Raw genomic sequence first — 23,837 nt, 5'->3', positions numbered from 1 at the left:
GGTCCACCAGAATCAACGCGCATGACCCAGTTATCCGTCACACCGCCGCACTCGATCTTCGTGCAAATCGCGAGTTATCGCGATCCGCAGTTGATTCCCACCCTGCTGGATTTGATCCAGAAAGCTAAAAAACCTGATCTACTACGGATCATCGTCTGCTGGCAGCATGCGCACGACGAGACGATGATCCAATTCTGGCAGCAAGGCTTTGGCAATTGGCGAACCGAGCAGACCGACAGCTGGACCATCCAACATCTCAGTCATCGTGAAGCGAAAATCGAATTGATCGACGTGCCCCACATGATGACGCAGGGCGCATGCTGGGCTCGCAATCTGGTCCAACAGCGATACGGCGGCGAGCGCTACACGCTGCAACTCGATTCGCACCACCGCTTCGTCGATGCATGGGACACGCTCGCAATCGAGATGCTGGAGTCTTTACGCGATGAAAGTCCGAAACCCGTGCTGACCGCCTACCTTCCGATGTACGAACCCGAGAACGACGACGCTCGATCCAGCGACGAGCCGAGGATATTGGCCTATGCAAGGTTTTCTAGGGAAGGGGTGGTCCTGTTTCGCTCGAAGACACTCTCCGACTGGAGAATGCGCATTCGCCCGGTCCGTTCGCGCTTCTTCAGCGCGCACTTCGCATTTGCCGACGGTCACTTCGCCCAGGCGGTCCAGCACGATCCTGACTATTTCTTTCACGGCGAGGAGATTTCGCTTGCCGTCCGTGCGTTCACCCACGGCTATGACCTGTACAGTCCGCACAGGCTGATCGGTTGGCACGAATATCTGCGCTCATACCGCGTCAAGATGTGGAACGACCACAATCACGAGGCCAAGGAACGGGGTGAAATCGACGAGCCCTGGCACGAGCGCAACGAGCGCTCGTTGCAGCGCAATCGTGCTCTGCTCGGTATCGACGGAGAAACGTTGGCTGACGTTGAGTTCGGCAAGTATGGACTCGGAGCGGAACGCACGCTCGCCGATTACGAGGCCTACGCGGGCATCGGCTTCAAGTGGCGCGGTGTCCAGCAGTCGGTATTGAATGATGTTCCACCAGTCGCGGGCACGCAACGTCCCGACGAAGCGACATGGAAAGCTTCTCTGCTACGCGCAAACGACGTCCGTGTGTGCGTGCATCAGAATGGATTCGACAGGCATCTGGTCACGCCCGGCGTCGAGCACGCGCTGCGGGCCGCGACGTCAGTCACCGTCGTGATTTACGGCAACGACGAGACGGTACTGCGCCGCGAGGCCGTCGACGGCAGCGGTCTTTCCCGATACCGGAAAAACGGCTGGCTCGACTTCCATGTGATTTTCGAATCAGAACTTGGCCAGCTCCCAGCCTGCTACGTCGTGGAGTTGTTCGACGACGCCGGCAAGGTATTGAGCCGGGTCCGGTGCGCCATCGATGCATGACGCATCCGCGACGACGACGCACGGAAACGCCTCCGGCGTCGCGCGGCCGACAGGACTGCACCACGTCAGCGGATTCGGCGCGTAGCGATACGGACTGGCTCCGCCTTCGCCGTTGCGATCGGGGCTGATGTAGCGGCCCGCGTGAGGATCATAAAAACGCGCACCGTTGTAGTACAGCGTGGTTTCATCGTCCGCGTATTGGCCGGCATAACGAAGCGGCTGCGCAAACGCGTCGCTGCTTGGCCACTCCGGCGTCACGAGACTGCCCCACGCCCGGTAACGCCCGCGCCATGCCACCTGGCCGGTCTCATCCGTGAGCGCGACGGCCGTACCGGCGACGTCAGTGTGATAGTGATAGACCTGCGTGTTCTTGATCGTGCCATCATCGGTGAGGGTCTGGTCCACGCAAGCGAGCGGCGCGAAGCCGGTTGAGCGGTCGGGCTCGGGTTGATACAGGTACGTGCGCAGTTCCATCGCGCGCTGCTGCTGGATCAGTCTGTGTCCTTGCCACAAATAGCGCGTGAGCTCGTCCTGTTCCGGCGTCGATGACTGCTGCGCGCGCCGTGACGAAGCGGGTTCGACAAGCCTGCCGATACGCCGACCGATTGCGTCATACTGATAGCGCACGGTATAGCCCTTGCGATGCGCGGCGATGACGTGCCCCTCCGCATCCCAATCGAGCGTTAGCGTATGGTTGCGGCCACGCCTACGCACCAATTGCCCCCACACATCATAGTCATAACGATGTCCGCGGCACTCCCGTAACCGGTGGTCGGGATACACGGCCGGGAACCAGCTGCCGCCAGGCGTATCGAGCAGATTGCCAGCGGCGTCCCACGTGAAATACTCGATGTCCCCCTTCTCCGACACCGAGCGCAACAGACAGCCACGCCGGTCGTAGTCGTACCACGTCTGACCGTCGACCTCGGCGCCCGTTCTGACGATCACGTCAGCGAGACTGTAATCGGCTTCGCGCCACAATCCGGCGACAGGTTCTGTCGCGCAGCCCGGCGTATCCACGTCGCGCCCCGTCACCGAACGCCACCACACCGGCAAGCCGAGCGGCGAATAGCCCGTATGCGTGCGCAAACGGCCTTGCGTGCGCGCAACCGGACGCCTCATCGCGTCATACCAGAAGCGCGCAATCTGTCGATCGTTTAGTTCGACGAACGCGACAGCGCCAGTTTCGAAGCGACGCATACGCAACTCCTGCCCCTGTGGCAGCTGAATCGCGACAAGGCGGCCAACGACGTCGTACGTGTAGCGCAGTGTGCCGTTTGCGCCGTGCTCGGCGATCAGACGGTCACCGGCGTCGTGTTCGAAGCGGATCTCATCCGCTCCGATTCCGAGTAGCTCGCCTTCTCGTGTTGGCTCGCGGCTCACGCAGTCGAGCAATCCGCGCGGCCCGTAGCGATACATATAGCGGTTGTGCGCGGTCTCACGCCGGATCAGACGGCCCGCGCGGTCGTAGTCGAACGTTTCGCGACGCTGTTGCGCGCCCGCCTGCCACGTGAGACAACGGACCTGCCCGGTATTCGCATAGTCGAAGTTGCGTTCCACGCCATCGGCATCCGTGATCGACAGGCAACTGCTCGCATTCCACCGAAGCAACTGCACCGCGCCGTTCGCGCTTTCGATTCGAACCGGGCGCCCATGCGCATCGTATCGACGCACGATCACGTGCCCCTCTTCGTCGACCGCGCGTACGACATTGCCGCGCCGGTCTCGATACCAGTGCCGGCTTCGGTCACTCGGGCCGACGAACGACGTCCGCTGGCCAGCCGCATTCCACACATGACGCTCGGCCTGTCCGTCCGGACGCGTGATGGTCAACGGTCGGCCGAGCCCATCGCGCTCGATTCGCGTGACCGCGCCGAGCGCGTCGGTCACACTGACTACGTAACCATTGACGTCATACTCGTAGTCCGTCGTGCTTCCGCCAACTCCGGTGCGACGTGTCACCTGCCCCCACGCGTTATGCGCAAAGGTCGTGGCGACCCCCTGCGCATCCGTCGAGCACACGACATCGCCATCGTCACCATATTCGAAACGCGTGAATTCTCCAGACGGGGTTTGATAGTGCAACGGCTGCAAGCGATCGTTGCGTGCCCACATCCACACACGGCCATCGCTCAACGCAACTGACACGGGCTCGCGTGACGCAAACGCATACTGCGTCGAGCGGGTTGCGCCCTGGAGATCCGTCTCACACGCGACGCGTCCGAGCCCGTCGTATTCGACGTGAACCACCCGCTCGCCGGGCAGTTGCATGGTGAGCGGCGCGACGGCGTCGCCGTAGTCGAACCGGTAGCGCCGGTCGTCGAAGTCTGTGTGCGACAGCACGCGGCCCTGCTCGTCGTATTGCCAATGCGCCCTGTTGCCGAAGACGTCGCTGACCTCACTGGTCCGGCTATCGAAGTCGTAGGCGAAACGCTCACGCGCGCCTTCTGACGTGACTCGTCGAATCACCCGCGCGGCGCCGCCGATCGTCTGCCACACATAGCGTGTCGCCATTCCGAGCGCGTCTGCTTCTTCGACGATCCGCCCATCGCGGTATGCAAAGCGACGCACGATTTCGCCGACCCGGTTGCGTACCTCGGTGAGTTCGCCGCGCTGGCTGTAGCCGTACTGGACCAGCGCGCCGGTGGGACCGCCGTCGACACACTCGACAGCGCTCAGACGCGCGCCCATCCGCGCTTCGTAGTGCATGCGCAGCTCGTGGCCGCAGGTCCCACGCATGCGCAGCAAGCGCCCGCCGGGATCCCAGATCAGGCCGATCCGCTGCTGACGAAGATCCTCGACGTATTTGAGCCGTGCGATTCCGTTCGCGTCGAAGTCGCCGAACACGCGGTAATGCGGCGTCAGATCCGCGACGACGAGGCGTCCGTCGCTCAGATGCGCGATGTGCAACTGCGCAGCCGACGCAATCACCTGCGACCCGCGCTCGGGAAACGGCACGCTGAGCGTGCTGCCGTATCCGTCGGTGTAGAGCAGTTGATCGTCCCGCTTGTGCAGCGTGACTTCCCAACTCGTGCGCCAACCGACGCCGAGCAGCCCGAGCGCGTGCTGCTCGCTCGAATAACAACGCGACCATACGAGCGGAAGACGGCCTCGCAGCCTGAAGTCGGTTTCGTCGGTAGGTAGGCAGATTTTGCTGCCGCTGATTACCTCGACCGAGCCGCACAGAATGCCCGACAGCGCACGACGCATCCGAAAGCGGTCGACGACGTCGCCGAGCCGCTCACAGCGATCGAGCAACGGTCCGACACTGGCGAGGGGCAAGACGACGCCGGGCAAGCCGACCAGCTCGCCGCCGATTCCCGCGACTCCCGTCGTCACATGGCCCCCATCGTCATCATGAACCGATGCGCACGTCTGGCGAGCCAGCGGAACACGGCGCGCCACACGAAACCTTGCCGCCAACCAATGCCGCCGGCACGTTGTTGATCAACACCGTACCCGAACCCGCGACCACAGCTTGCGAGCACGGGTGCAGCGCGCAAACGGCAGAGCTCATACCGACGAGCGCCGCAGGCAATCGATTGATGAAGACCGTCGGGGAACCCGAGACGATCGAACCGCCATGTCCGATCGCATCGCCTTTGCGAGCCGCTGGAAACATGATCGATTTTCTCCTCATGGAAACTGAACGTCCGTGCAGGGCGATGCGCGAAGGCATTCGCCGTCTGCACGGTATTGCGAAATACGCTGTTACGCGTCCGAGCCGGTTGCGGGCGGCTCTTCGGACGGCGGCGGCTCCTCCGACGGCGGCGGCTCTTCCGATGGTGCCGGCTCTTCGGACGGCGGCGGCTCTTCCGATGGTGCCGGCTCTTCGGACGGCGGCGGCTCTTCCGATGGTGCCGGCTCTTCGGACGGCGGCGGCTCTTCCGATGGCAGCGGTTCTTCCGATGGTGCCGGCTCTTCCGATGGCGGCGGTTCTTCCGATGGCGGCGGTTCTTCCGATGGTGCCGGCTCTTCGGACGGTGCCGGCTCCTCCGACGGTGCCGGCGCTTCCGACGGCGGCGGCTCCTCCGATGGCAGTGGTTCTTCCGTCGGAAGCGGACATATCGTCGGAAGCGGCTCGTCCGATGGAGGTGGCGGAATAACTGGAACGTCCAGCGCATCGAGCACCACTACAGGAACTGGCACCGTCACTGAGCTGCCGCATTCCTTGTCACCGGGGTTAAGGTCCAGCGGCGTGCCTTGCACCACGACACGGGTGTCACCCTGGATGCGGATCGACTTACCAATGAGCTTGATCTCGCCATCCTTGTTCATGGTCAGCGACGACTTGCCGCACACGATAGACAGCGCCCCCCCGGCCGACAGCGAATAGGCTCCGCCTACCGCGTGCGTCGACGCGCCACCAACCGTGACCGTACGTGCACCGCCCACCGTCAGAAGGGAGGCACCCCCAACCGCGGTCTCCTCCGCCCCGCCAATCGAGACAAAGTGTGCAAGACCCACGGAATAGAAGGCGACACCCTTCACCCTTACCGAGTACTTGCCGCCGACGATCGTGCTGGACGTCGCCCCGACGGTCATGCTGTGCGCCGCGGCCACGCCGATCGTGTAGTCGGCACCGACGACGTGTGACTCATTCAGCTTCGTCAGGCGGTTCATGTCCCGTTCCGCCTGCAACGTGAATTCCTCGGCACCCGCCTTGTCCTCGAAGCGGATGCTGTTGTAGTTCTGCAGGCCCCCTTCCATCGACCGGCTCATGAAACCGCTCTGCGTCGCGTTGCCTGGCAAGTCATAGGGCGGACGCGTCGCCGCGTTGTACAGGCTCCCGGTGATCAGCGGACGATCCGGGTCGCCGTTCCAGAAGTCGACGATGACTTCCTGGCCGATGCGCGGAATGTAGATGCCACCGAAACCCTGACCGGCCCACGCCTGGCTCACACGGACCCAGCAGGAGTCGGTTTCGACGTTTTGGCCGTAACGGTCCCAGACGAAGCGGACCTTCACGCGGCCGAATTCGTCGGTCCACAGTTCCTTGCCCTCGGGACCCACGACGACAGCCGACTGCGGCCCGTTGACGACCGGCTTCGAGGTCTCCCGCGGCAGTCTGAACACTTCGCTTGTCGGTTGCACGTCGAACTTGTTGCTGCAGGTGTATTCGTAGCCGCTACCCGATTCGTCCGGCGTACCGGTCAGGTCGAGCTTTGTACCGATGACGAGGTATTCGCAGTTCGCGGCCGTATAGTCGTAGTTGGTCAGCACGAACGTCTGCCCGCACGCGAGTCCCCGTACGTTACCTTCGCCTTTCGCTCGCGTACCCGGCGCGCGCAGTGCTTCCATGCGCGTACGCGCCAGCAGTTCACCGTGGCTGCTGTCGGTGTAGTCGCCCGGCCAGTCGTAGCGCTCGAGCAGGTTCCAGCTGGTGTCGCGCGGTTGCTGATTGATCGCCCGCATGTCGGCGCGCGAACGCGTGAAGTCGAAGTCGCTCGTCACGTAGTGACCGGTGCACAAGACTTCGGCCGTCGAAAACGCGCTGATGTATTCGGTGTCGGTCTTGCCGCCCTGCGGTTGGAACGCCAGCGTCCGGTATGAGGGATTCGGCGAGTGGCGGTGCGCGCCAATGTGATCGCACAGCACGAGCCGGTGCTTGCCGTCGGCATGCTCGAAAAACCAGTAGATGCCCCACTCTTCCATCAGGCGATGAATGAAGTCGTAATCGGTCTCGCCGTACTGGACCTGGAACGCGCGCGGTTCGTTGGTCGGACTCTCACCCTCGAGCGCATAGCGGCTCACGTCGAGGCGCTTTTCGACCGGGTACGGATAGTCCTTCAGCACCTCGTCGATGATCTCGATGACCGTCCTGTTCTGGAAAATCTTGTAGTCGGTCGTCAGGGTCGCCAGCCACAGCCACGGCTTCAGCACGACACGATAGACGTTGTAGCGGCCTTCCCGACGCAGGTATTGCGCGGCGACGACGAGTCCGGTGATTTCGCGCTGACATGCTTCGGTGTCGGCGCTCGGCTGGAGGTCGATCGCGACGGTCATTTCCTTGCCTAGCAGCGCCTTCAGGTCGAGGTTGGCACTGACGGCAAGCGGTACCGTGTAATCGTCAGGCGTGCGCAACAGCAGTTCGTACTCAAACAGCTTGCCGAGATGCTCGTCGCCGTTCAGTGACATGAACTCCAGCGCCGGCTGCGTCTGTCCGTCCGCGGTCTGCCCCGGCCACCGCGGTATCGCCGCGCTGGATACGGTCACTGAGCGGCTTTGCACACTTATCGCGTTCAAGGGATTACTTGACATGCACTCCTCTAAATTCTCTATATCGAAAAGACGCTACTGTTCGTCGGCGAATGCGGAGCCTGACGACGCGTCCGCTCGCTTTCCCATCGCGTTTCCGCTACCGGGACAACGAAAATCGCGCAGCAACGCCGTGAGTTGCGGTCCTGACTGTCCGCCCGATGTCAGTTCGATGACCGCGTGCCGGTCGTCGAAATTGAAGTCCACCGCCGAGCGGCTCGACGACAACGTCGACGTCACGCGGCCCCGGTCGATCAGACGGAACAGCGCCCACGGACCTTCGGTCATGACGGTCGACGTGTCCGGACGCACGCGCGGATTCGCGGTGAGGCCGGCCATCGAACCGCCGCGCGGCCCCGGCCAGGTGATCGGGGACGTCGTGACCGGACCATGCGCATAGCGCAGGTTTTGCCCGTCGACGTCGATGAGCAGATCGGTAATCTCGGGGTCCAGCGACACGACCTTGAGGCCCGCGTTCCACGACATCCGGGTCGCGCCGGGATCGCGAAAAAATGTCTGACGGATCGCCGCGGCGCGCTCGAACGGTTCGAGGCCCGGTCCCTGCATGGGCGGCATGCCCGGGCTGACCGGCTTATAGCGCCATGGCCGCATGCTCGTATCGACGCGGCTGGCGAGCGTCTTGTGGAAGAAGTCGTCGAGCAGGCCGCCGGCCGCGAACACGCGAATGAAATCGTCGATGTCGACTTCCTGGGCGCTCGCGGCAAACGGATATTTGCCTTCGACAGCACGGCGGCATTGCGCGCCAACGCTCGATTCGACCTGCATCGTGAGCAGGGAGCCGACATTGCGGTCCACCTTGCGCATCGACTGCGACGCGAGGCCCGCGAGCACGGCCCGAAACGGCGGCGGAAGCTTCTGCGCCTCGAGCTGCATCGTGGAGCCGAGGTCATCCGTGGGCGGCATGCTGTTGGTGGCGAGCACGTCGCCGGCCGTCATCAATCGCGTGTACTGCTCGTTGATCAGCCCGATGACGCCGCCCAGCTGCAGCACGCCGCTGCCGCCAGGCAGCGCGCTCCCGCTATCGGCCTGGCCGGTCACGACTTCGCGCAGCGCGGCAAAGCGTCTGTCGACCAGTTCACGTTCCATCTTCTGTTGCGCGAGCTGACCGATCGTGGCGGTTGCGGCCACGGCGCTCGCTGCGCGCGCCGCCTGCGAGCGACGCATGATCACGTTGATGGCACTACCGGCGGCCGACGGCTCGTCCGCGCCATCAACGATCGACAGCGACGTCTCGCGCGCGGCCGTTCGCGCGAGTCTCGCCAGCGGCGAATCCGGCGCAGCCAGCGTACGCAGCGTCTGCAGATCGGGCGCCAGGGTGCCTTCGCTGCCGGACACCGGTCTCACGTCGTCGAGAAACTGGCTCCAGTAATTGCCATAGTCGGTCAGGTATTGGCGACGGATATCGTCGGCGAGCCTGTCCTTGCGCGGTGCGTTGCCGTTTGCCATCCGCCGCCGCCGCGCCGATGCATCGGCCTCGCCCATCACCCAAGCGTCCTGTTTTCGCGCCTGCTCGAGAAAATCAGGGAGGCGCTTGTTAAAAACGGCGTGATAGCCGTCGTAGGTATAGAGACCGGGGATACCTCGCGCGAGCGTCGAACCGCCGGCCAGCATGAACACGGTAGTGGCCTGCGGACCCGCGGCGCTCAGCAGCGTGACGTTCTCGGGCGCCTCGGGAGCCATCGCGTTCATCGCACGTTCGTAGAGCCGTCCGGACGCCGGATTGCGGCCAAGGAACTCGCGCGCGCGGCGCACGAGCTGCGCATTCACCGGTCTTGCCGGCACCGCGGGCACCCCTTCCACGATCAGCGCATCGAGGTGACGCGCCATCACGTTGCGCTCGCCGAGCGATGCGACGCTGTTGGCGTGTTCCCAGTCGCCGAGCACCCATGCCTTGACCGCTTTCGCGTCGTAGTGCGAGCCATCGAACAGCATCAGGTAGACCATCAGCGTGCGATAAACGCCGTCCGCGTCCTGTACGCCGATTTGCGTATCGAGCACCGTTTCGAGCCGGCCGACGACTTGCGGCAGCAGCATCTGTTTCAGCAGATTGTTGTAAGTCTCGCCGGCCGCGGCGCGGATGGCGGGCGCCGCGTAGAGCCCGTAGTGCCATGCGACACCGGGACTGTCGAGGTCCATGCCGTCGAACTGAGGCAGCTCACGCGACGCCGACAGAAGCGTCCCCATCGTCCCGGGCTGCGGCGCCTTCCGTTGCGACAGGACCCGCGCGACGAGCGCATTGGCCTTGCCATCGATCGCGGCGAGATACTCGCGGTTGTTGCCGAAGCTCACGACGAGCGCAGCAATCAGCCACACCGCCACGACGATCGCGAGCAGATGTCCGATCAGACGCAACGCGCGGAAGCGGACTTCCCAGTACAGGTTCGGCCGCACCAGATGCGCTTCGGCCAGGATCACGCGCTGAAACAGATTGCGCAAGAAATAGCCGCGATAGCCGGTAGGCATCGCGTCGCCGGACGACGGCGAGACCGTTTTCGGCGCGGCACCGAACCAACCCGCGAGCCCGCGACGCAGCCGCTGCAAGAGCGTGGAGCTGTCGGCGGACACGGCCTCGTGAGTTTGCGCCGCGCTCGTGAAATAGACGCCGCGCAGCGTGCTGTTCAACTGCGTGTCGTCGTATTTCGAATCGAGAAACACCAGCGCGAGCAATTCATTGAGTTCCGCACACAGGCTACGAAATTCTGACGGCAGCGCATAAAGTTTCTTGCGCAGATCGACCTCGTACACCTCTTGCAGCCTCGTGTTGACGCCGTCTTCGAGTCCCTGCTCCAGCTCACGCATTTCGGCCGCGCAGTTCAGGCGCAGTGTGTCGCGGCCGTGTTGTTCCGCCGCTTCCTGATAAGGCAGTGTGAAGCCGAAAATCTGCGCGCGGCTTTCCGCCGTCAACGACTGGAAATACTCCCCGAAGCCGGGCAGCAGATCGAGCTTCGTGACGAGCACGTAGACGGGGAATCGAATCCCCAACTGCTGGCGCAACTCGCCGAGCCGAGCGCGCATGGACGCGGCGAGCGCCTTTCGTTCGGGCGCTGGGCGCGTCAACAACTCTTCGACCGAAACGACCAGCAACGCACCGTTGATCGGCGCGCGCGGGCGCCGCTTGCGAAGCAGCCCCAGAAGGCCGCGCCACTCGGCCTCGTTCTCGCTCTTCAGGTCTTCCGGATTGACGTCAACCTTCGCGGCGTCTTGCGACGTTGCGTCCTGAACCGTATAGCGGCCAGCGGTGTCGATCAGCACCGCTTCGTTCGCGAACCACCAGTCGCAGTTCGCCGTTTCGACGCGGCTTCTCAGCGACGCCGCGACCATCTGATCCGCCTCCGGAAAATCCAGACCCGAGTTCAGGACCAACGTCGTCTTGCCGGCGCCTGGCGAGCCCACCACCATGTACCACGGGAGTTCGTACAGATAGCGCTGGCTTTCGAGCAGACGACGCAGCCCTGCCGGTCCGCCGCGCATGCGTTTGAGCTTGTCGATGGCCTTCGCGACGACCGCGTGAAGCGCGCGGATTTCGTCTCGTGCGACAGGGCTCGCGGCCGACTTCTTCGTGAACGGGTTCAGAACGCGCTGCAGCAGCACGTCATCGCTGCGCACTGCCCGCCACAGACGATACAGCCCATAGATCGCGTAGCAGGCAAGCAGCACCGAGATCAGCAGCACGCGGGACCATGTGGTGCCGAGTGGATGCGTTTGGCCGAACGCGAGTATCGGTCCGAAATACCAGAGCGCGAGACACAGCAACGCGACGCCGATGACGCCAGGCGACCAGCCGAGCAGCCAGAACAGCAGCAGCAATAACAGCACGACGATCGACAGCGTGCGCGAGAGCGCGCTCTCGAGTGGGCGGTAGTCGCCAAATGCAATCAGAGGTCCCACGAACCAGACGGCCACAGCCGTCACGAGGATCGCGGCGAGCACCAGCGTCTGGCGCGTGAGCACAAGTTTCGATAAGCGGTTCAAATAAGACATCAAGGCTTTCCCGTTAATGCGTGACGAAGACTTCCACGCGTCGATTGCGGGAACGACCTTCCGCTGTACTGTTGTCCGCGACAGGTTGTGTATCGCCCTTGCCGACAGCCTCGATGCGATTGCCGGGCATGCCGTGCGCCTTCAATACGTCGGCGACGAACGCGGCGCGCTTTTCCGATAGCACCAGGTTGTCAGGAAACTCCGCCGTATGAATCGGCTGGTTGTCGGTGTGCCCGGTCACCGTGACATTGCCGCCGACCCGGACGACCTCCCGCGCGACCTTGGTCAACACCGGATCCAGTTCCGGTCGAATGCGGCTTTGCCCCGGCAGGAACACGTAGTCGCCACGGAACACGACCCGGCTGCTGCTCGCGTTCTCTTCGACGGAGACCTGGCCGCGAGCGATCTCGTCTTTCAGCAAAATCGACAGGCGCAAGCGCTCGTGAACGACCGGAGCCGCGACCTTGATCGGCTCTCCGATCGCGAGAATCTTCGCTTCCAGCGCATTGCTTTGCGCCAGAAGCCGATACTTGTACCAGGCGAACAGCGAGAACACACATAGCGCAGCGACGCCCGCCGTCGCCCAGACCGGCACGCTTTTCAGCAGCCGCATCCTGCCCGGCTCCTCGCCGCGCCAGTGCGGCGACAGTTCGAGCCGCATCGTGTCCCGCGTGCCGCTGATAAGCGTCAGCATCCGCTGCCGGATCTGCTCCAGATGACGTGGACCGTCCGCGGCAACGCTGTAGCGTCCTTCGAATCCAAGGCTGAGAATGCGATACAACACCTCGAGGACGTCGATGTACTCCTGGGGATCCGTTGCCATGCGGCCGATCAGCAGGAAGAACTTCTCGCCGCCGTCCACTTCTCCTTCGAACTTGAGCAGCAGCCCCCCCGCGGCCCAAATTCCGCCGCTCCCCCAACGCGTGCGATTGGCGGCTTCGTCGAGCGCGGTGCACAGCGCGTAGCGGACAGCCGCTACGTGCTTCCACGGCAAACTCGCTTTGTCGCAGACCTTCTGGAATGCGGCGACCTCGCGCACCAGCAGCGAGCGCAAGCTCGCGACCGCAGCCAACGAATCGAGCGAAGCCGGCATGTCCGCCAGCATGCGCAACAAAGGCTGCGCGGCTTCACACAACGGATTGCGCGCAGCCTTCATGCGCTCCAGACGCGTCTGCACTTGTTCCGGCGGATCGAACGCGGCCGCATCGACCACCGGTTCCTGATTGGCGACGCCCGCGGTTGTGGGACGTCCAGCGGGAACGGCAGACGGCTGGCTCCGGCCAGAAGCAGAGTTGTCGGGGTTCAACAGAAACTCGAACGCGTCGTCCCCGTATGCACCGGTACTCATTTTTGACGCACGCCCCACAGCTCAAGCTTGAGTTCCGGGAAGTGCCCGGCGACATGCATGGCAAGCCCTCCGTGCCGCGCAATCTGTTCCCAGAACGGTCCGGTACGCGACAGTTCGAAATAGATAAAGCCCGAGTTGAACGGAATCTGGCGCGGAGGAACCGGCAGCGCCGCTACTGCCAGACCCGGCAGGTGCGAACGGATCAATTCCGGCAAGCGCTGCGGATGACTGATCTTCGTTTGGGCAAGAAACTGCTGCTGCAGCAATTCGGAAGGCATCTGCGCGCCCACGGCGAGCACGAGGCTCGAATAGCCGGCCAATTCGTTCGGCAGCATGGCGGCCGTACGGATGCCATGCGCCTGCTCCGTAAGCGGAATGGGCTGCGCACCACGAATCAACACCTGGTTCAACAGATAGTGAACCTCCTCGACGAGGGGCCTGATACTGCGGTAGAGCTGCGCATGGTCATAGCCCGGAGCCGCCCGCGGACGCCGCGTTTGCGGACGCACGAAGGTCGAAAGCTCGCCCGCGAAAAGGGCGAGCTCGCGATACAGGGTCACCGGCGCGGTCTCCTCGAGTTGGCAAATATGCTCGAGCAGCGGCTCATAGCGATTGAGCACCTGGAGCAGCAGATAGTCGGCCACTTCGGCCGCCGCGCCCGTACGGCCATCAGCACCTGACAGACGGGCGGCGAGCGCGTCGGCGCGTAGTCGCGCGAGGCCGTGCAGCTGCATCGCCCATTCGCGCAGCAGTGGATTCGCGCCGTAACCGGTCACGGGCGGAATGTGGTCGGCGCTGTGCAGCGAGACGGCGCCGTCGGCGTGCAGCGCCTTCACGCGCGTCAGCGCAAGCCCGATCCACGACTGCGTCAGCTCTTTCTCGGGCAACAGCCGCAAGCGCAGATTCGAGAGTTGGACGGGCTTCGGACCTTGGCCGATCGCGTTGCTGTCGCGCAGTTCGGCGTCGTACGCATGGTAACGGGCCAGCGATCCGCTCTGCTCGGTGAAGGCGGTTTCCTCGGTGTTAGGCAAGCGAAGCGGGACCGCCAGGTAAATCATCTGCTCCTGATGTTCCGGTCCGATCGTCAGTGGGGGCGGGGGCAGCGTCAGGCCAGGCACCTCGAACGGTGTGCCGTCTGGAAATACGCCGAGCCCGCTCTTGAACACCAGCTTGCCGAACGCGAGCGATTCCTGATCGATTTCATAACGGCTGAAGCCCCAGAAAAACGGGCTCAGCGGCGCGCTCCGGCGATGCGCGAACGACTCGAAATACCGCTCCTGCTGCTGAAACAATTGCGGGCGCAGGAAGAGTCCTTCGCTCCAAACAACTTTGCTATACCAACTCATCGAAATTAGTCTGACTTTGAAATCGAAACAGTGCGCTGATCGAGCTGGATCGTCAGCTTCTGTTCCTTGTCTGGAAGAGCCATCCTGTACCATGCGACGTCGGGCGCGATTGGCAACCGGTAAACCGCGCGCCAGACCGATTTCCCGAGATCCCGGTAGCCGGCCAGCACGCCAATTGCGGTAGTGGCGGGGTTCGACTTCCGGACGATCTCGCGTGTATCGCCGGGACGCAGAATAAATTCGTCAACGACCAGCACGTCGTCGCCAAGGACTTTTTTGTCGTCGCTTTGCAGCGTGAAAAAGTCGCCGGTTTGAAACGCCGTCGGCGACTTCAGTTCGTAGACCCGCACGAGGATCGGCGCCGCCGTTCCCCACTCGTTCGGATTGACGTTCTCGTTTGCCGCGATCTGAAGCCGGAGGGTCGTTCGCTCCTTGACAACGGGAGCCGACGCGGTAGCGCACCCGGACAGCCATGCGCTCGCCCCGCTTAGGGCTAGCCAGCCCCCGATACGCAGCCATATCGCGAAGCGGGAAAAAAAGATTGAAACCATCTGACGGTATCAAGGTGATCTCGCACATCGCCCTGAATGAACCAGGATGCCTGCATCCAGCCGGGCATCCCGGTTAACAACCTTGACACGGCGTCCCGGACAAAAGGGTCGTCGTGCCAAGATTCAGGAAAATGTGCGATTTAGGCCGTGTTCTTCTTGATATCGAAGGTCGCCGTGATCGCACCGCCGCTACCGCCTTGCGCGTTCTGCACCACATATTCCTGCTTCAGGCGAGCAAAGGACAGACGCACCGTTTCGCACGGACGCGATTCACTGTCGCTGACGCCGGACGGATGCACCGAGGTAACCAGCACGTCGTTCATCGTGAATTTGATGTATTCGAGCGGATTACCGCCAGCCTTGCGCACGACGAGTTTGGCTTCGTCGATGTGCTTACCGGTCAGGCAGTATTGCGTCAGGTTGGGCGTTGCACGATCGATGAAATGCTCAAACGTGAAGTCGTCGACCGTGGCTCGGCCAGCGCCACCACCGGAACCAACGTGCATATTCGATTGCTGCGTAACGCCCCACGCCCAGCTCAGAACATCGATTTCGTCCTTGTGGTTAGCGTCTGCCGACTCACCATCAATCCCGTTAATCTTGAGAAAGATGTCTTGCGCCATAAAAATACTCCTTGGTACCGATTAGTTTTAAAGATGCTCAATGAAAGTCAGGCATATTTAGTGAGCGCCTGTCTGTCGCTCAATCACCGAATGAACGGTAGACGTCAGATCAGGCTGCATCCTTCACGAGCGGCAGCTTCGCGACGAGACGCAAAGAAACCGTCAGACCTTCAAGTTGGAAATGCGGACGCAGGAAGAACTTCGCCTGGTAATATCCCGGATTTCCCTCGACGTCCTCGACGACCACTTCGGCCGCGGCCAGCGGTCGACGTGCCTTGGTTTCCTGCGACGAATTCGCGGGATCGGCGTCAACGTAGTTCATGACCCATTCGTTGAGCCATTGCTGCATTTCGTCCCGCTCCTTGAATGCGCCGATCTTGTCGCGCACGATGCACTTCAGGTAATGCGCAAAGCGCGAGCACGCGAACAGATACGGAAGACGTGCCGATAGATTCGCGTTCGCAGTTGCGTCGGGATCGTGGTACTCGACCGGCTTCTGCAACGATTGCGCGCCGATGAACGCCGCGTAGTCAGTGTTCTTGCGGTGAATGAGCGGTATGAAACCACTCTTCGACAATTCCGCTTCGCGGCGGTCGGAGATCGCAATTTCCGTCGGGCACTTCATGTCGATGCCACCGTCATCCGTCGGGAACGTGTGACACGGCAGGTTTTCAACTACCCCACCGCTTTCCACGCCGCGAATCAGCGTGCACCAACCGTAGTTCTTGAACGAACGGTTGATGTTCACCGCCATTGCGTAGGCCGCGTTCGACCATACATAGCGTTGATGATCCGCGCCGGCGGTCGCCTCTTCGAAATTGAATTCGTCGACCGGATTCGTCTTGACGCCATACGGCAGACGTGCAAGGAAACGCGGCATTGCAAGGCCGATGTAGCGCGCGTCTTCCGAACTACGCAGCGAGTTCCAAGGTGCGTACTCGAGGTTTTGCGTAAAAATCTTCGTCAGGTCGCGCGGGTTGGCGAGTTCCTGCCACGAGTCCATCTGCAGCACGGACGGTGCCGCGCCCGTAATGAACGGCGCATGCGACGCTGCCGCCACCTTTGCAATCGAGCCTAGCAGGTCGACGTCGGCCGGCGTGTGATCGAAGTAGTAGTCGGCGACGAGACAGCCGTACGGCTCGCCACCCAACTGCCCGTATTCTTCCTCGTAAATTTGCTTGAAGAACGGACTCTGGTCCCACGCAATCCCTTTATAGCGCTTCATCGTGCGACGCAGGTCGTCCTTCGACACATCCATAAAGCGGATCTTCAGCTTCTCATCCGTTTCCGTGTTCGCGACGAGGTGATGAAGCCCACGCCATGCGCTTTCAAGACTCTGAAAATCTTCATGGTGGAGAATCAGGTTGATCTGTTCGGATAATTTGCGATCGATCTCCCCAATAATTGACTCTATGTTTTTGTACGCGTCGTCGGACACCGTTGCCGATGTAAGCAGTGCTTGTTGAGCGAGCGTCCGGACAGCCCCCTCGACAGCCTCGCGCGCGCGCTCCGTTTTGGGCTTGAATTCGCGCGATAGGAGTGCGTTGAAATCGGACTGATTGGTCACGCTCGCCGTTGCCTTGGCGCGCGTGTTCGCTTGAAGTTCGGCCATCATTTCCCCATTGTTTCAGGCTGTGCTTTCGTGCGGAAAGCAAAAATCATTCGTTGGTCACCGGTTCGCCGGTGGATGCCGCTTCCGGCTTTGGCGCCTTTGCGAGCGCTTCGAGTAACGCTGGGTCTCTCAACACCTTGCTGACCAGGTTTTCCGCGCCACTTTTGCCATCCATATACGTTTGCAGATTGGCGAGTTGCGTACGCGCCTCGAGTAGCTGCGCAAGCGCGTCAACCTTCTTCGCGACGGCTGCAGGCGAGAAGTCGTCCATGCTTTCGAACGTGATATCGACCATCAGATGACCTTCGTTCGTCAGCGTGTTGGGCACCGCGAACGCGACACGCGGCTTCATGGCCTTCATTCGCTCATCGAAGTTCTCGATGTCGATATCGAAGAACTTACGATCGCCGACGGCGGGCAACGGTTCGAGCGGCTTGCCCGACAAGTCGGCGAGGACGCCCATCACGAACGGGAGTTCGACTCTCTTTTCCGAACCGTAAATTTCGACGTCGTATTCAATCTGGACGCGGGGGGCACGATTACGTGCGATGAATTTTTGAGAACTGGTAGAAGCCGACATAGTGCTCTGAGGTTGTTCGCTCAAATAAAAGAAGGAGCGGCGACACCGCTCGCTTTCGTATGAAATCCGCAAGCTGAAGATGTTATGTCTCGGAGCAGCGCGGCGATATGGGCGGTTGCCCAAAAGTCTGTCCCGTTCGCAAAAGCGAGGCCGGGTTGGCGTGTGCGAACGCAGGCTCCCAGAGGGCTACCCGCGACGAGTACTTTCAGTGCGTGCCTGAATCGGGAACAACGGTGATTTCGACACGACGATTCATCTCGCGCCCCTGACTAGTTTCGTTGCCGGCGATCGGCCGGGTATCGCCATACCCCTGAATTGCGAAACGTGTGACGGGCAACGTAGCCGTGTTGACGAACCAATCGCGGATGGCCCGCGCGCGTGCCTCGGAGAGCTTTTGATTCGCGACGCTGGCACCCACGTTGTCAGTATGACCCGCGATGAGAATTCGCTTGTCGGGATTCGCGCGAATCAGATCGAGAACCGCGTGGAGCCTTGGCTCTGCACCTGACTTGAGCGTCGTCTTGCCGCTGTCGAATAACAAGAGGCTGTCGATCGTCACAGCAAGGGGCGGGGAATGCGCGGCGATCGTCGGGGAATGCGATGTCGCGGTCACGCGTTCAAGCGCGACTTGCAACTGCTTGCCCCGATACAGTCCCCAGCCGAGCCCGGTCGGCACACCGTTGCTCGCATAGCGAGCCAGCTCGGCGGATTGTCTGCGCAACGATTCGAATCGCTCACGCTTCGCATCCGCGCGGGCTGTGGGTATATGCGTGTAAGCCTCGAGATCGTCGGCGACTCGCGTGACCAACCTGCTGTTCGACCATGCGGAGACACCAATCGACACCATCAGGACGACCGCCGACGCAGCCAACGCGTGCAAGCTTCCGGAATACGACCGGGCCCACTCGCTCTTCGAAACCCGGAATCTGTCGTTCCGCGCGATGGTCGTAAGTAAAGGCAGAGACAGCGGCTTCGGTTGAGCCCTCGGCCTCGTCAGCAGCGGCCGCAGCGCGGTCTTGCCGGTGAGCCATCGTGTCCATGCGCCTGGACGCATCGGCGGGTGTCCGATGTCGGCCAACAGCAAGCCGCGCAGCGAGAACGGCGCGGTGTTCGCGAGCGATGAAAGTATCGATAGCAGCGCCTCATCTTCTAGCCAGTCGAACACCGCTTGCCCCAGACCGGCACGCGACCCACGTTCCGGGTGGGCGACAGCGAGCCAAGCCTGATCCAGTTGTTGCCTGAGCGCTTGCACATGTTGCCGCGCGGTTGCGGTCGCGGGTTGCATCGTCGAGATATTCATGGCATCGCCGAACCAGACCGGTTCCACTGCGTGGTCGCCATTCGAGCCGAGGTACGCGTAGATCGCGATATAGCAGGGTAATACGAACGCCCGGGGACCGATGCAAGCGTCGATTTGATGCTTCCAGCGGGAAAATTCGCGGCGAATCACAGCATCGTCGCACTCACCGTCGGGAACAATGGGCATCAGCACGGCATCCGGCGGACGTTGATGCGACTCCATCACCGTGGCCAACACGCTGGACAACTGCTGCGGGGACCGGACACGCAACCACAGCGCATCACCGTTACGTCGCAGTGTGGATGTCTGGCCATCGTGTGCAAACAACGCGCCGGCATGCGGCCCGACGACGAGAACAATCGATAACTGACGCACGTTCCCGAGCTGAAAATCCTGATCCTCGTGGGTCGGATGCGATCGCCCGTAAGCTGGCAAAACGGCGGCCCCCGCCCCCATCAACAGAACAAGACTGAGCACAACGGGCCACGATGGTTGGAGAGCAAGCGGCAAACATAGCCATATCAGTCCAACTACGGAGACAGCGATCCAGATCAGCGCCGCCCGGCAGCTGTTTCCGGAAATCATTGCGAACGCTCCGTCTGCATAGGACTACTCTGCGGCGACGACGTTTGAGGTAGACCGCGTGTCGCAACGTCCAGACTAAGGTCCATCGCCGTCCATAGTGACGCGATGGCAACCGCGCCAGCAATCACCCCGCCGGCGGTTCTGCGTGAATGTGAGATCCGTGACACGTCCGACGGCCGAAGCGAATTGGTCAGTGGCATGCTGTTATCCGGTGCGTCGGGTATGGAGAACGCCGCCTTATTACGCAGATGCCCGTTCAACGCCGATTTCGCACGCTCCAGGTATGCGTTGGCGTTTTCGCGTCCGCCGTCGAAGCCCAGCCCCAGCAACATGGTGTAGAACTCAAGTCCGGCGGGGTCCGGATCGCCGCCGTCCACCACCGCCTCGATCCGGTGCCATACCCATGCGGCGCCGTCGCGCACGCCATGAAAACGCATCTGCAGCGGCTCACGCAACCATTCCTCGCGCTGCCTGGACGGCAATGCATGCAACGTCAGTTCATCTAGCAGAACGCATTGTGCGAGGCTGACTTCCCGGATATCCGTTGCCGGAAAAGTTCGATCCAGCATTTGCTGCTGTAGCGTCTCGACCAACGTACTGCAACGCGCGCGCCAAAAAGGAATAGCCGGCAGCTCCGCGCCGTCGGACAGCAGTGCTGCATGCAACGCAGTCGCTCGCATGAGCGCGACTGTTGAGTCAAACATAATAAGAAACGTATTCGCGCCGGCACCCTCAGGGCATTTCGACGACATAGGTGACGAATGTATTGACGGTGCCAGCCGTGGCCCGACCGGTTGCGTAGTAGCTGGCAATGAAATCCACCGGCGTCGGATCCGTGGACGTGATCGGAACGACTCTCATCGTAGACCGGTCGCCGACCTTGATCCGCGATCCGTCCGCATTGGCCAACATGACCTGTACATTCGTTGCCGACGCCGCCCCGCTCGCATTCTGCAGGTCCAGATTCCCGGTGTTGGGATCGGTCGACGAACCGCTCTCGAAATACACGCGCGCCCCCGTTACACCGCTTGGACATTGGATCGTGATGGTAAAGAACTTTGAGCCATCTATAACTCCGGCCGTCGGCAGCGATCGCGTCGAAAGCGTCGGCAACGTGACCGTCATGTCGGGCGAACTCACCAGCGCACACGTCGTCGCGTTATAGGTGCCACTAAAATTGAGCGTGACCGAAGGCGAGCCTTGCGCATGTACGCAAACCGATCCCAACAGCGCACCTGCGATCAATCCGGAAATTAGTCCGGCAATCCGAAAGTATCTACAAATATTTTTCATTTTCTGACCTCTACTGTCGGCGGAATCATCTAAGCCGCAGCGCTGGAGCTGACCGGGTATCGACCTTCGCACTTCAGCGAAGCGAACTGACAAGCGCCGCGCCCGCTGAACGTCGCGCTACGGACTTTGCCGGCGGAGACCAGACTAGCGCTGGATCACAGCTCAGCTTGATGCGCGCAACGATCCCCGCACGCTGACCGCTGTCTGCCTTGTCGTCGTCCGGCACCGTGTAGGGCATCACGCACTGCTCCGCTGCGCGATTGCCCCAGCGCACCAGCAGCTTGCCTTCGTGTTCGAGGCCGCGCAGGTACGCGAGGCCACCCTGACCGACGATGCCCACCGATTTCTCGGACTCGTCGAATAACTCGGTGCCCATTGGCATGGCTTTGCCTTCGCGATCCAAAACCTCGGCGAAAATCGGCGTGCCCTGCGTGGTCGCAATCTTCACCTTGACGAGCGAACTCGCGCGCGGCACGACTTCCTCACTCGTGTTGCCCAGTTCAACGTCGAGCGACACGTCGCTCGGATCCAGCGCGACCGTGTTGACCCGGTATGGCATCAGCGAAGACACCACCGCATAGCCGTTAGCGTCAATCCTTGCACCCTGGCCATTGACGATCCGGCCACCTTCCGCGCCTTTCGCTTCGACGAGCGCGAACGCCTGCCCAAGCGGCGGGCTCAGCGTCATGCCGCCACTGTGAACGACGACCGCGCCGTCGGCATTGAACGCGGCTTGACGGGTCTGATTGCTGATCGATGCATTGACGTTGTAGGTACCGAACGGCGCGCGATACATCGCGTAACCACCCGCGGAAACGGTCCGATTGTCGCCGGCGACGACCCGTGACGCGTTGACACCGTAGGTGATCGGCGTGGCTCCGCTCGTGTTGCCCGACGCAGTGGCCTGAATTGTGCTATCCCCGTTCGAGCCGCGCGAAACGTTGGTGGTCAGATAGTCGAACATATGATGCTCGTTCGAGTCGACCTTGCCGAGCGGAATCGTCAGGTTCAAACCTACCTGCGTGCTGATCTTCGAGTTTTGCAGGCGCGTGCGTTGCGCATATAGCGAGTAAGACACCCGCTTGTACGCGCTGTTGAAACCAACCTGATATTGCAGATCGTAGCCCTTCGACGCGCCCCAGTAGTTCTGCGAACTGCCGGCGATATAAAAAGAACTCGACTCGCCGATTGGCTGGTTGATATTCAGCTGCAGACGGCTGCGCGTACGGTAGTCATACTGACCCGTGGTGTCTCGGGAGCCATATCGCGCGTACATCGCGTCATGCAGGCTATAGAAGCGTGAGGTCGAGTATCGGTAAGCCGCAACCGAAAAATTCGTGTTGGGTCCTGGAAGGAGCTTGCTGTAGCTGATACGAGTACTGTAACCGGGACGACCACCAGACACGCCGGGAATATTCGTTCCCGCCGCCGTTACGTCAAACGCGAATGCGCCGAGCGGCGTATTGAGCGCGACACCCATCAGGCCAGCCCAGTAACCTTCCGCAAACTGTGCACCGGTGTAGGCGGTCAACAGGTTTGTCAGGCCGCGCTGATAAACCGCCTGCGCCACCCACGGATGGTTATTCAGCACGGTATCGCGATAGACACCGGTCGTCAGATTGAAACGTGCAACACCAGGCCGCAGCAACTGCGGGACGGACGCGAACGGCACCAGAAAAGTCCGCTGACGGCCGTCGGATTCTGTAATAGTGACCTGAAGGTCGCCGCCATAACCCGTAGCCGGCAGGTCGTTCAGTTCAAACGGCCCCGGCGGCACGCTGGTCTCGGCCACGATGATGTTGTTCTGACGCACGACGATGCGTGCATTGGTATCAGCCACGCCACGCACAACCGGCGCGTAGGAGCGCATGGAATCCGGCAACATGCGGTCGTCGCTCGAAAGCTGGACGCCACGCACGTTGAATGAGTCGAAGACGTCACCGCTCGTCGAGCTGTCGCCGATCGTCAGTTGGCTCTTAAGCGCCGTGACATCGTGTTGCGCAAACAGCGCGACACTTTGCCAATGCGTGCCGGAACCCCGGTTCTGCGAGCTTACCGTGGACCACTGGCGGAAACGCCAGCCGTTCACGTTGAATCCGCTTTGCAGACCGAGGTAGACACTGCTGAAGTCTCCGCTACCATTGTTCTGGTGAGTCGTATAGCCGGCGAGACTGTATTGCACGAAGCCTGCGTTGATCCCGTTGTCCCAACGGGACGGATCAACGTAACCGGCAGCCTCCTTGCGCAATTCGATCTGTGGAATCGACAGATCGAGTTGCAGATCGGCGGTGTTGAACGATGCAACCGATCCCGGTACGGCTTCAACCAGTGGGACGCATTGCACTGACGCGTCCGTATCGTCGAAGTCGCCCTTTCCTGCTTCCTTCAACCGCTGGGCCACGCGCTCGGTATCTACGCCAGCGCGGTCGAGGCCAGGCATCGTGAAACAGGGCGTTGCGATATCCGAGCCCGGCACTGCCTGAAACAGGACATCGAAGCGTCCACGCTTCTTACCATTGACGAGCAGTTCGAGCGGATAAACACCGGGAGCCACAGGATTGCCTCGCGTATAGCGTGACAAATCGGCGACGTTGCCCGTAAAGAATGCTGGATTGAACTCGACTTCTTGCGGAACTTCCGCAGCGGGCGCATTTGATGTCGCCGCGGTAGATGACGCATCCGTACGCGCAGCCTCTCCGTCGACACCGGCTGCCTGTTGCGGCAACTCGGACGCCGAGCAGTCGCTGGATGGCGTCGCCGCTGAGTCCGGCGCGCACGCGGCGACCGCGGAATTTGAGCAAAAGACCCAGCCCGACGCTATGATTGCCGCCCAAGCCAGTGGGTGAAACCGGAAAGGGACATTACTGAATACTCTTTCAACCGCCGTCTTACTATTCCGCACGCCCGACATCCC

General features: G+C 61.7%; 15 protein-coding genes. 1 reads left to right on the top strand and 14 read right to left on the bottom strand.

Annotated elements, in window-relative coordinates:
* Window positions 1–21: 21 nt before the first annotated feature.
* Window positions 22–1,425, top strand: a complete 1,404-nt coding sequence (locus tag F6X40_RS03995) for a GlcNAc-transferase family protein (protein ID WP_187626901.1) — start codon at window positions 22–24, stop codon at window positions 1,423–1,425.
* Here F6X40_RS03995 and F6X40_RS03990 read toward each other — a convergent pair.
* From F6X40_RS03990 to F6X40_RS03925, 14 genes are all read right to left on the bottom strand, one after another.
* Complete coding sequence (locus tag F6X40_RS03990) at window positions 1,330–4,764, bottom strand: RHS repeat-associated core domain-containing protein (protein WP_187626900.1); 3,435 nt, start codon at window positions 4,762–4,764, stop codon at window positions 1,330–1,332. The genes F6X40_RS03995 and F6X40_RS03990 overlap by 96 nt on opposite strands.
* A gap of 16 nt (window positions 4,765–4,780) precedes the next feature.
* Window positions 4,781–5,047 (bottom strand): PAAR domain-containing protein, encoded by a 267-nt coding sequence (locus F6X40_RS03985; protein ID WP_090810707.1) that lies wholly within the window; start codon window positions 5,045–5,047, stop codon window positions 4,781–4,783.
* A gap of 89 nt (window positions 5,048–5,136) precedes the next feature.
* Window positions 5,137–7,686 carry a type VI secretion system Vgr family protein gene (locus F6X40_RS03980; RefSeq protein ID WP_187626899.1) on the bottom strand — a complete coding sequence of 850 codons (2,550 nt, stop codon included), beginning with the start codon at window positions 7,684–7,686 and terminating at the stop codon, window positions 5,137–5,139.
* Between the two features lie 33 nt (window positions 7,687–7,719).
* Window positions 7,720–11,685: a type VI secretion system membrane subunit TssM gene (gene tssM / locus F6X40_RS03975; RefSeq protein ID WP_187626898.1), complete on the bottom strand. Its 3,966-nt coding sequence runs from the start codon at window positions 11,683–11,685 to the stop codon at window positions 7,720–7,722.
* 13 nt (window positions 11,686–11,698) lie between these two features.
* Window positions 11,699–13,033, bottom strand: coding sequence for a type VI secretion system protein TssL, long form (gene tssL, locus F6X40_RS03970; RefSeq protein WP_187626897.1), 1,335 nt, complete (start codon window positions 13,031–13,033; stop codon window positions 11,699–11,701).
* Window positions 13,030–14,379 (bottom strand): type VI secretion system baseplate subunit TssK, encoded by a 1,350-nt coding sequence (gene tssK / locus F6X40_RS03965; protein WP_187626896.1) that lies wholly within the window; start codon window positions 14,377–14,379, stop codon window positions 13,030–13,032. Before tssK ends, tssL begins: the two co-directional genes overlap by 4 nt.
* Before the next feature lie 5 nt (window positions 14,380–14,384).
* Window positions 14,385–14,930, bottom strand: a complete 546-nt coding sequence (gene tssJ / locus F6X40_RS03960) for a type VI secretion system lipoprotein TssJ (protein WP_187626895.1) — start codon at window positions 14,928–14,930, stop codon at window positions 14,385–14,387.
* 140 nt (window positions 14,931–15,070) lie between these two features.
* The gene (locus F6X40_RS03955) at window positions 15,071–15,553 is read right to left on the bottom strand and encodes an Hcp family type VI secretion system effector (protein ID WP_184023663.1); all 483 of its coding nucleotides are present in this window, start codon (window positions 15,551–15,553) and stop codon (window positions 15,071–15,073) included.
* A 109-nt stretch (window positions 15,554–15,662) separates the two neighbouring features.
* Window positions 15,663–17,165 (bottom strand): type VI secretion system contractile sheath large subunit, encoded by a 1,503-nt coding sequence (gene tssC / locus F6X40_RS03950; protein WP_184068177.1) that lies wholly within the window; start codon window positions 17,163–17,165, stop codon window positions 15,663–15,665.
* A 46-nt stretch (window positions 17,166–17,211) separates the two neighbouring features.
* Window positions 17,212–17,745: a type VI secretion system contractile sheath small subunit gene (gene tssB / locus F6X40_RS03945; protein WP_184045111.1), complete on the bottom strand. Its 534-nt coding sequence runs from the start codon at window positions 17,743–17,745 to the stop codon at window positions 17,212–17,214.
* Window positions 17,746–17,950: 205 nt separating this feature from the next.
* Window positions 17,951–19,630 (bottom strand): OmpA family protein, encoded by a 1,680-nt coding sequence (locus F6X40_RS03940; RefSeq protein WP_187626894.1) that lies wholly within the window; start codon window positions 19,628–19,630, stop codon window positions 17,951–17,953.
* Window positions 19,627–20,310 carry a DotU family type IV/VI secretion system protein gene (locus F6X40_RS03935; RefSeq protein WP_262421358.1) on the bottom strand — a complete coding sequence of 228 codons (684 nt, stop codon included), beginning with the start codon at window positions 20,308–20,310 and terminating at the stop codon, window positions 19,627–19,629. The genes F6X40_RS03940 and F6X40_RS03935 overlap by 4 nt, the downstream gene beginning before the upstream one ends.
* 52 nt (window positions 20,311–20,362) lie before the next feature.
* Complete coding sequence (locus F6X40_RS03930; RefSeq protein WP_262421357.1) at window positions 20,363–20,923, bottom strand: fimbrial protein; 561 nt, start codon at window positions 20,921–20,923, stop codon at window positions 20,363–20,365.
* Between the two features lie 73 nt (window positions 20,924–20,996).
* Entirely contained in the window at window positions 20,997–23,834 is a 2,838-nt protein-coding gene (locus F6X40_RS03925) for a fimbria/pilus outer membrane usher protein (protein WP_187626979.1), read from the bottom strand.
* Between the last annotated feature and the right edge of the window lie 3 nt (window positions 23,835–23,837).

It is taken from the genome of Paraburkholderia sp. UCT31 (assembly GCF_014397655.1).
In the GTDB taxonomy this organism is placed as follows: Bacteria; Pseudomonadota; Gammaproteobacteria; order Burkholderiales; family Burkholderiaceae; genus Paraburkholderia; species Paraburkholderia tuberum.
This window is presented reverse-complemented; position numbering and strand designations above follow the sequence as displayed.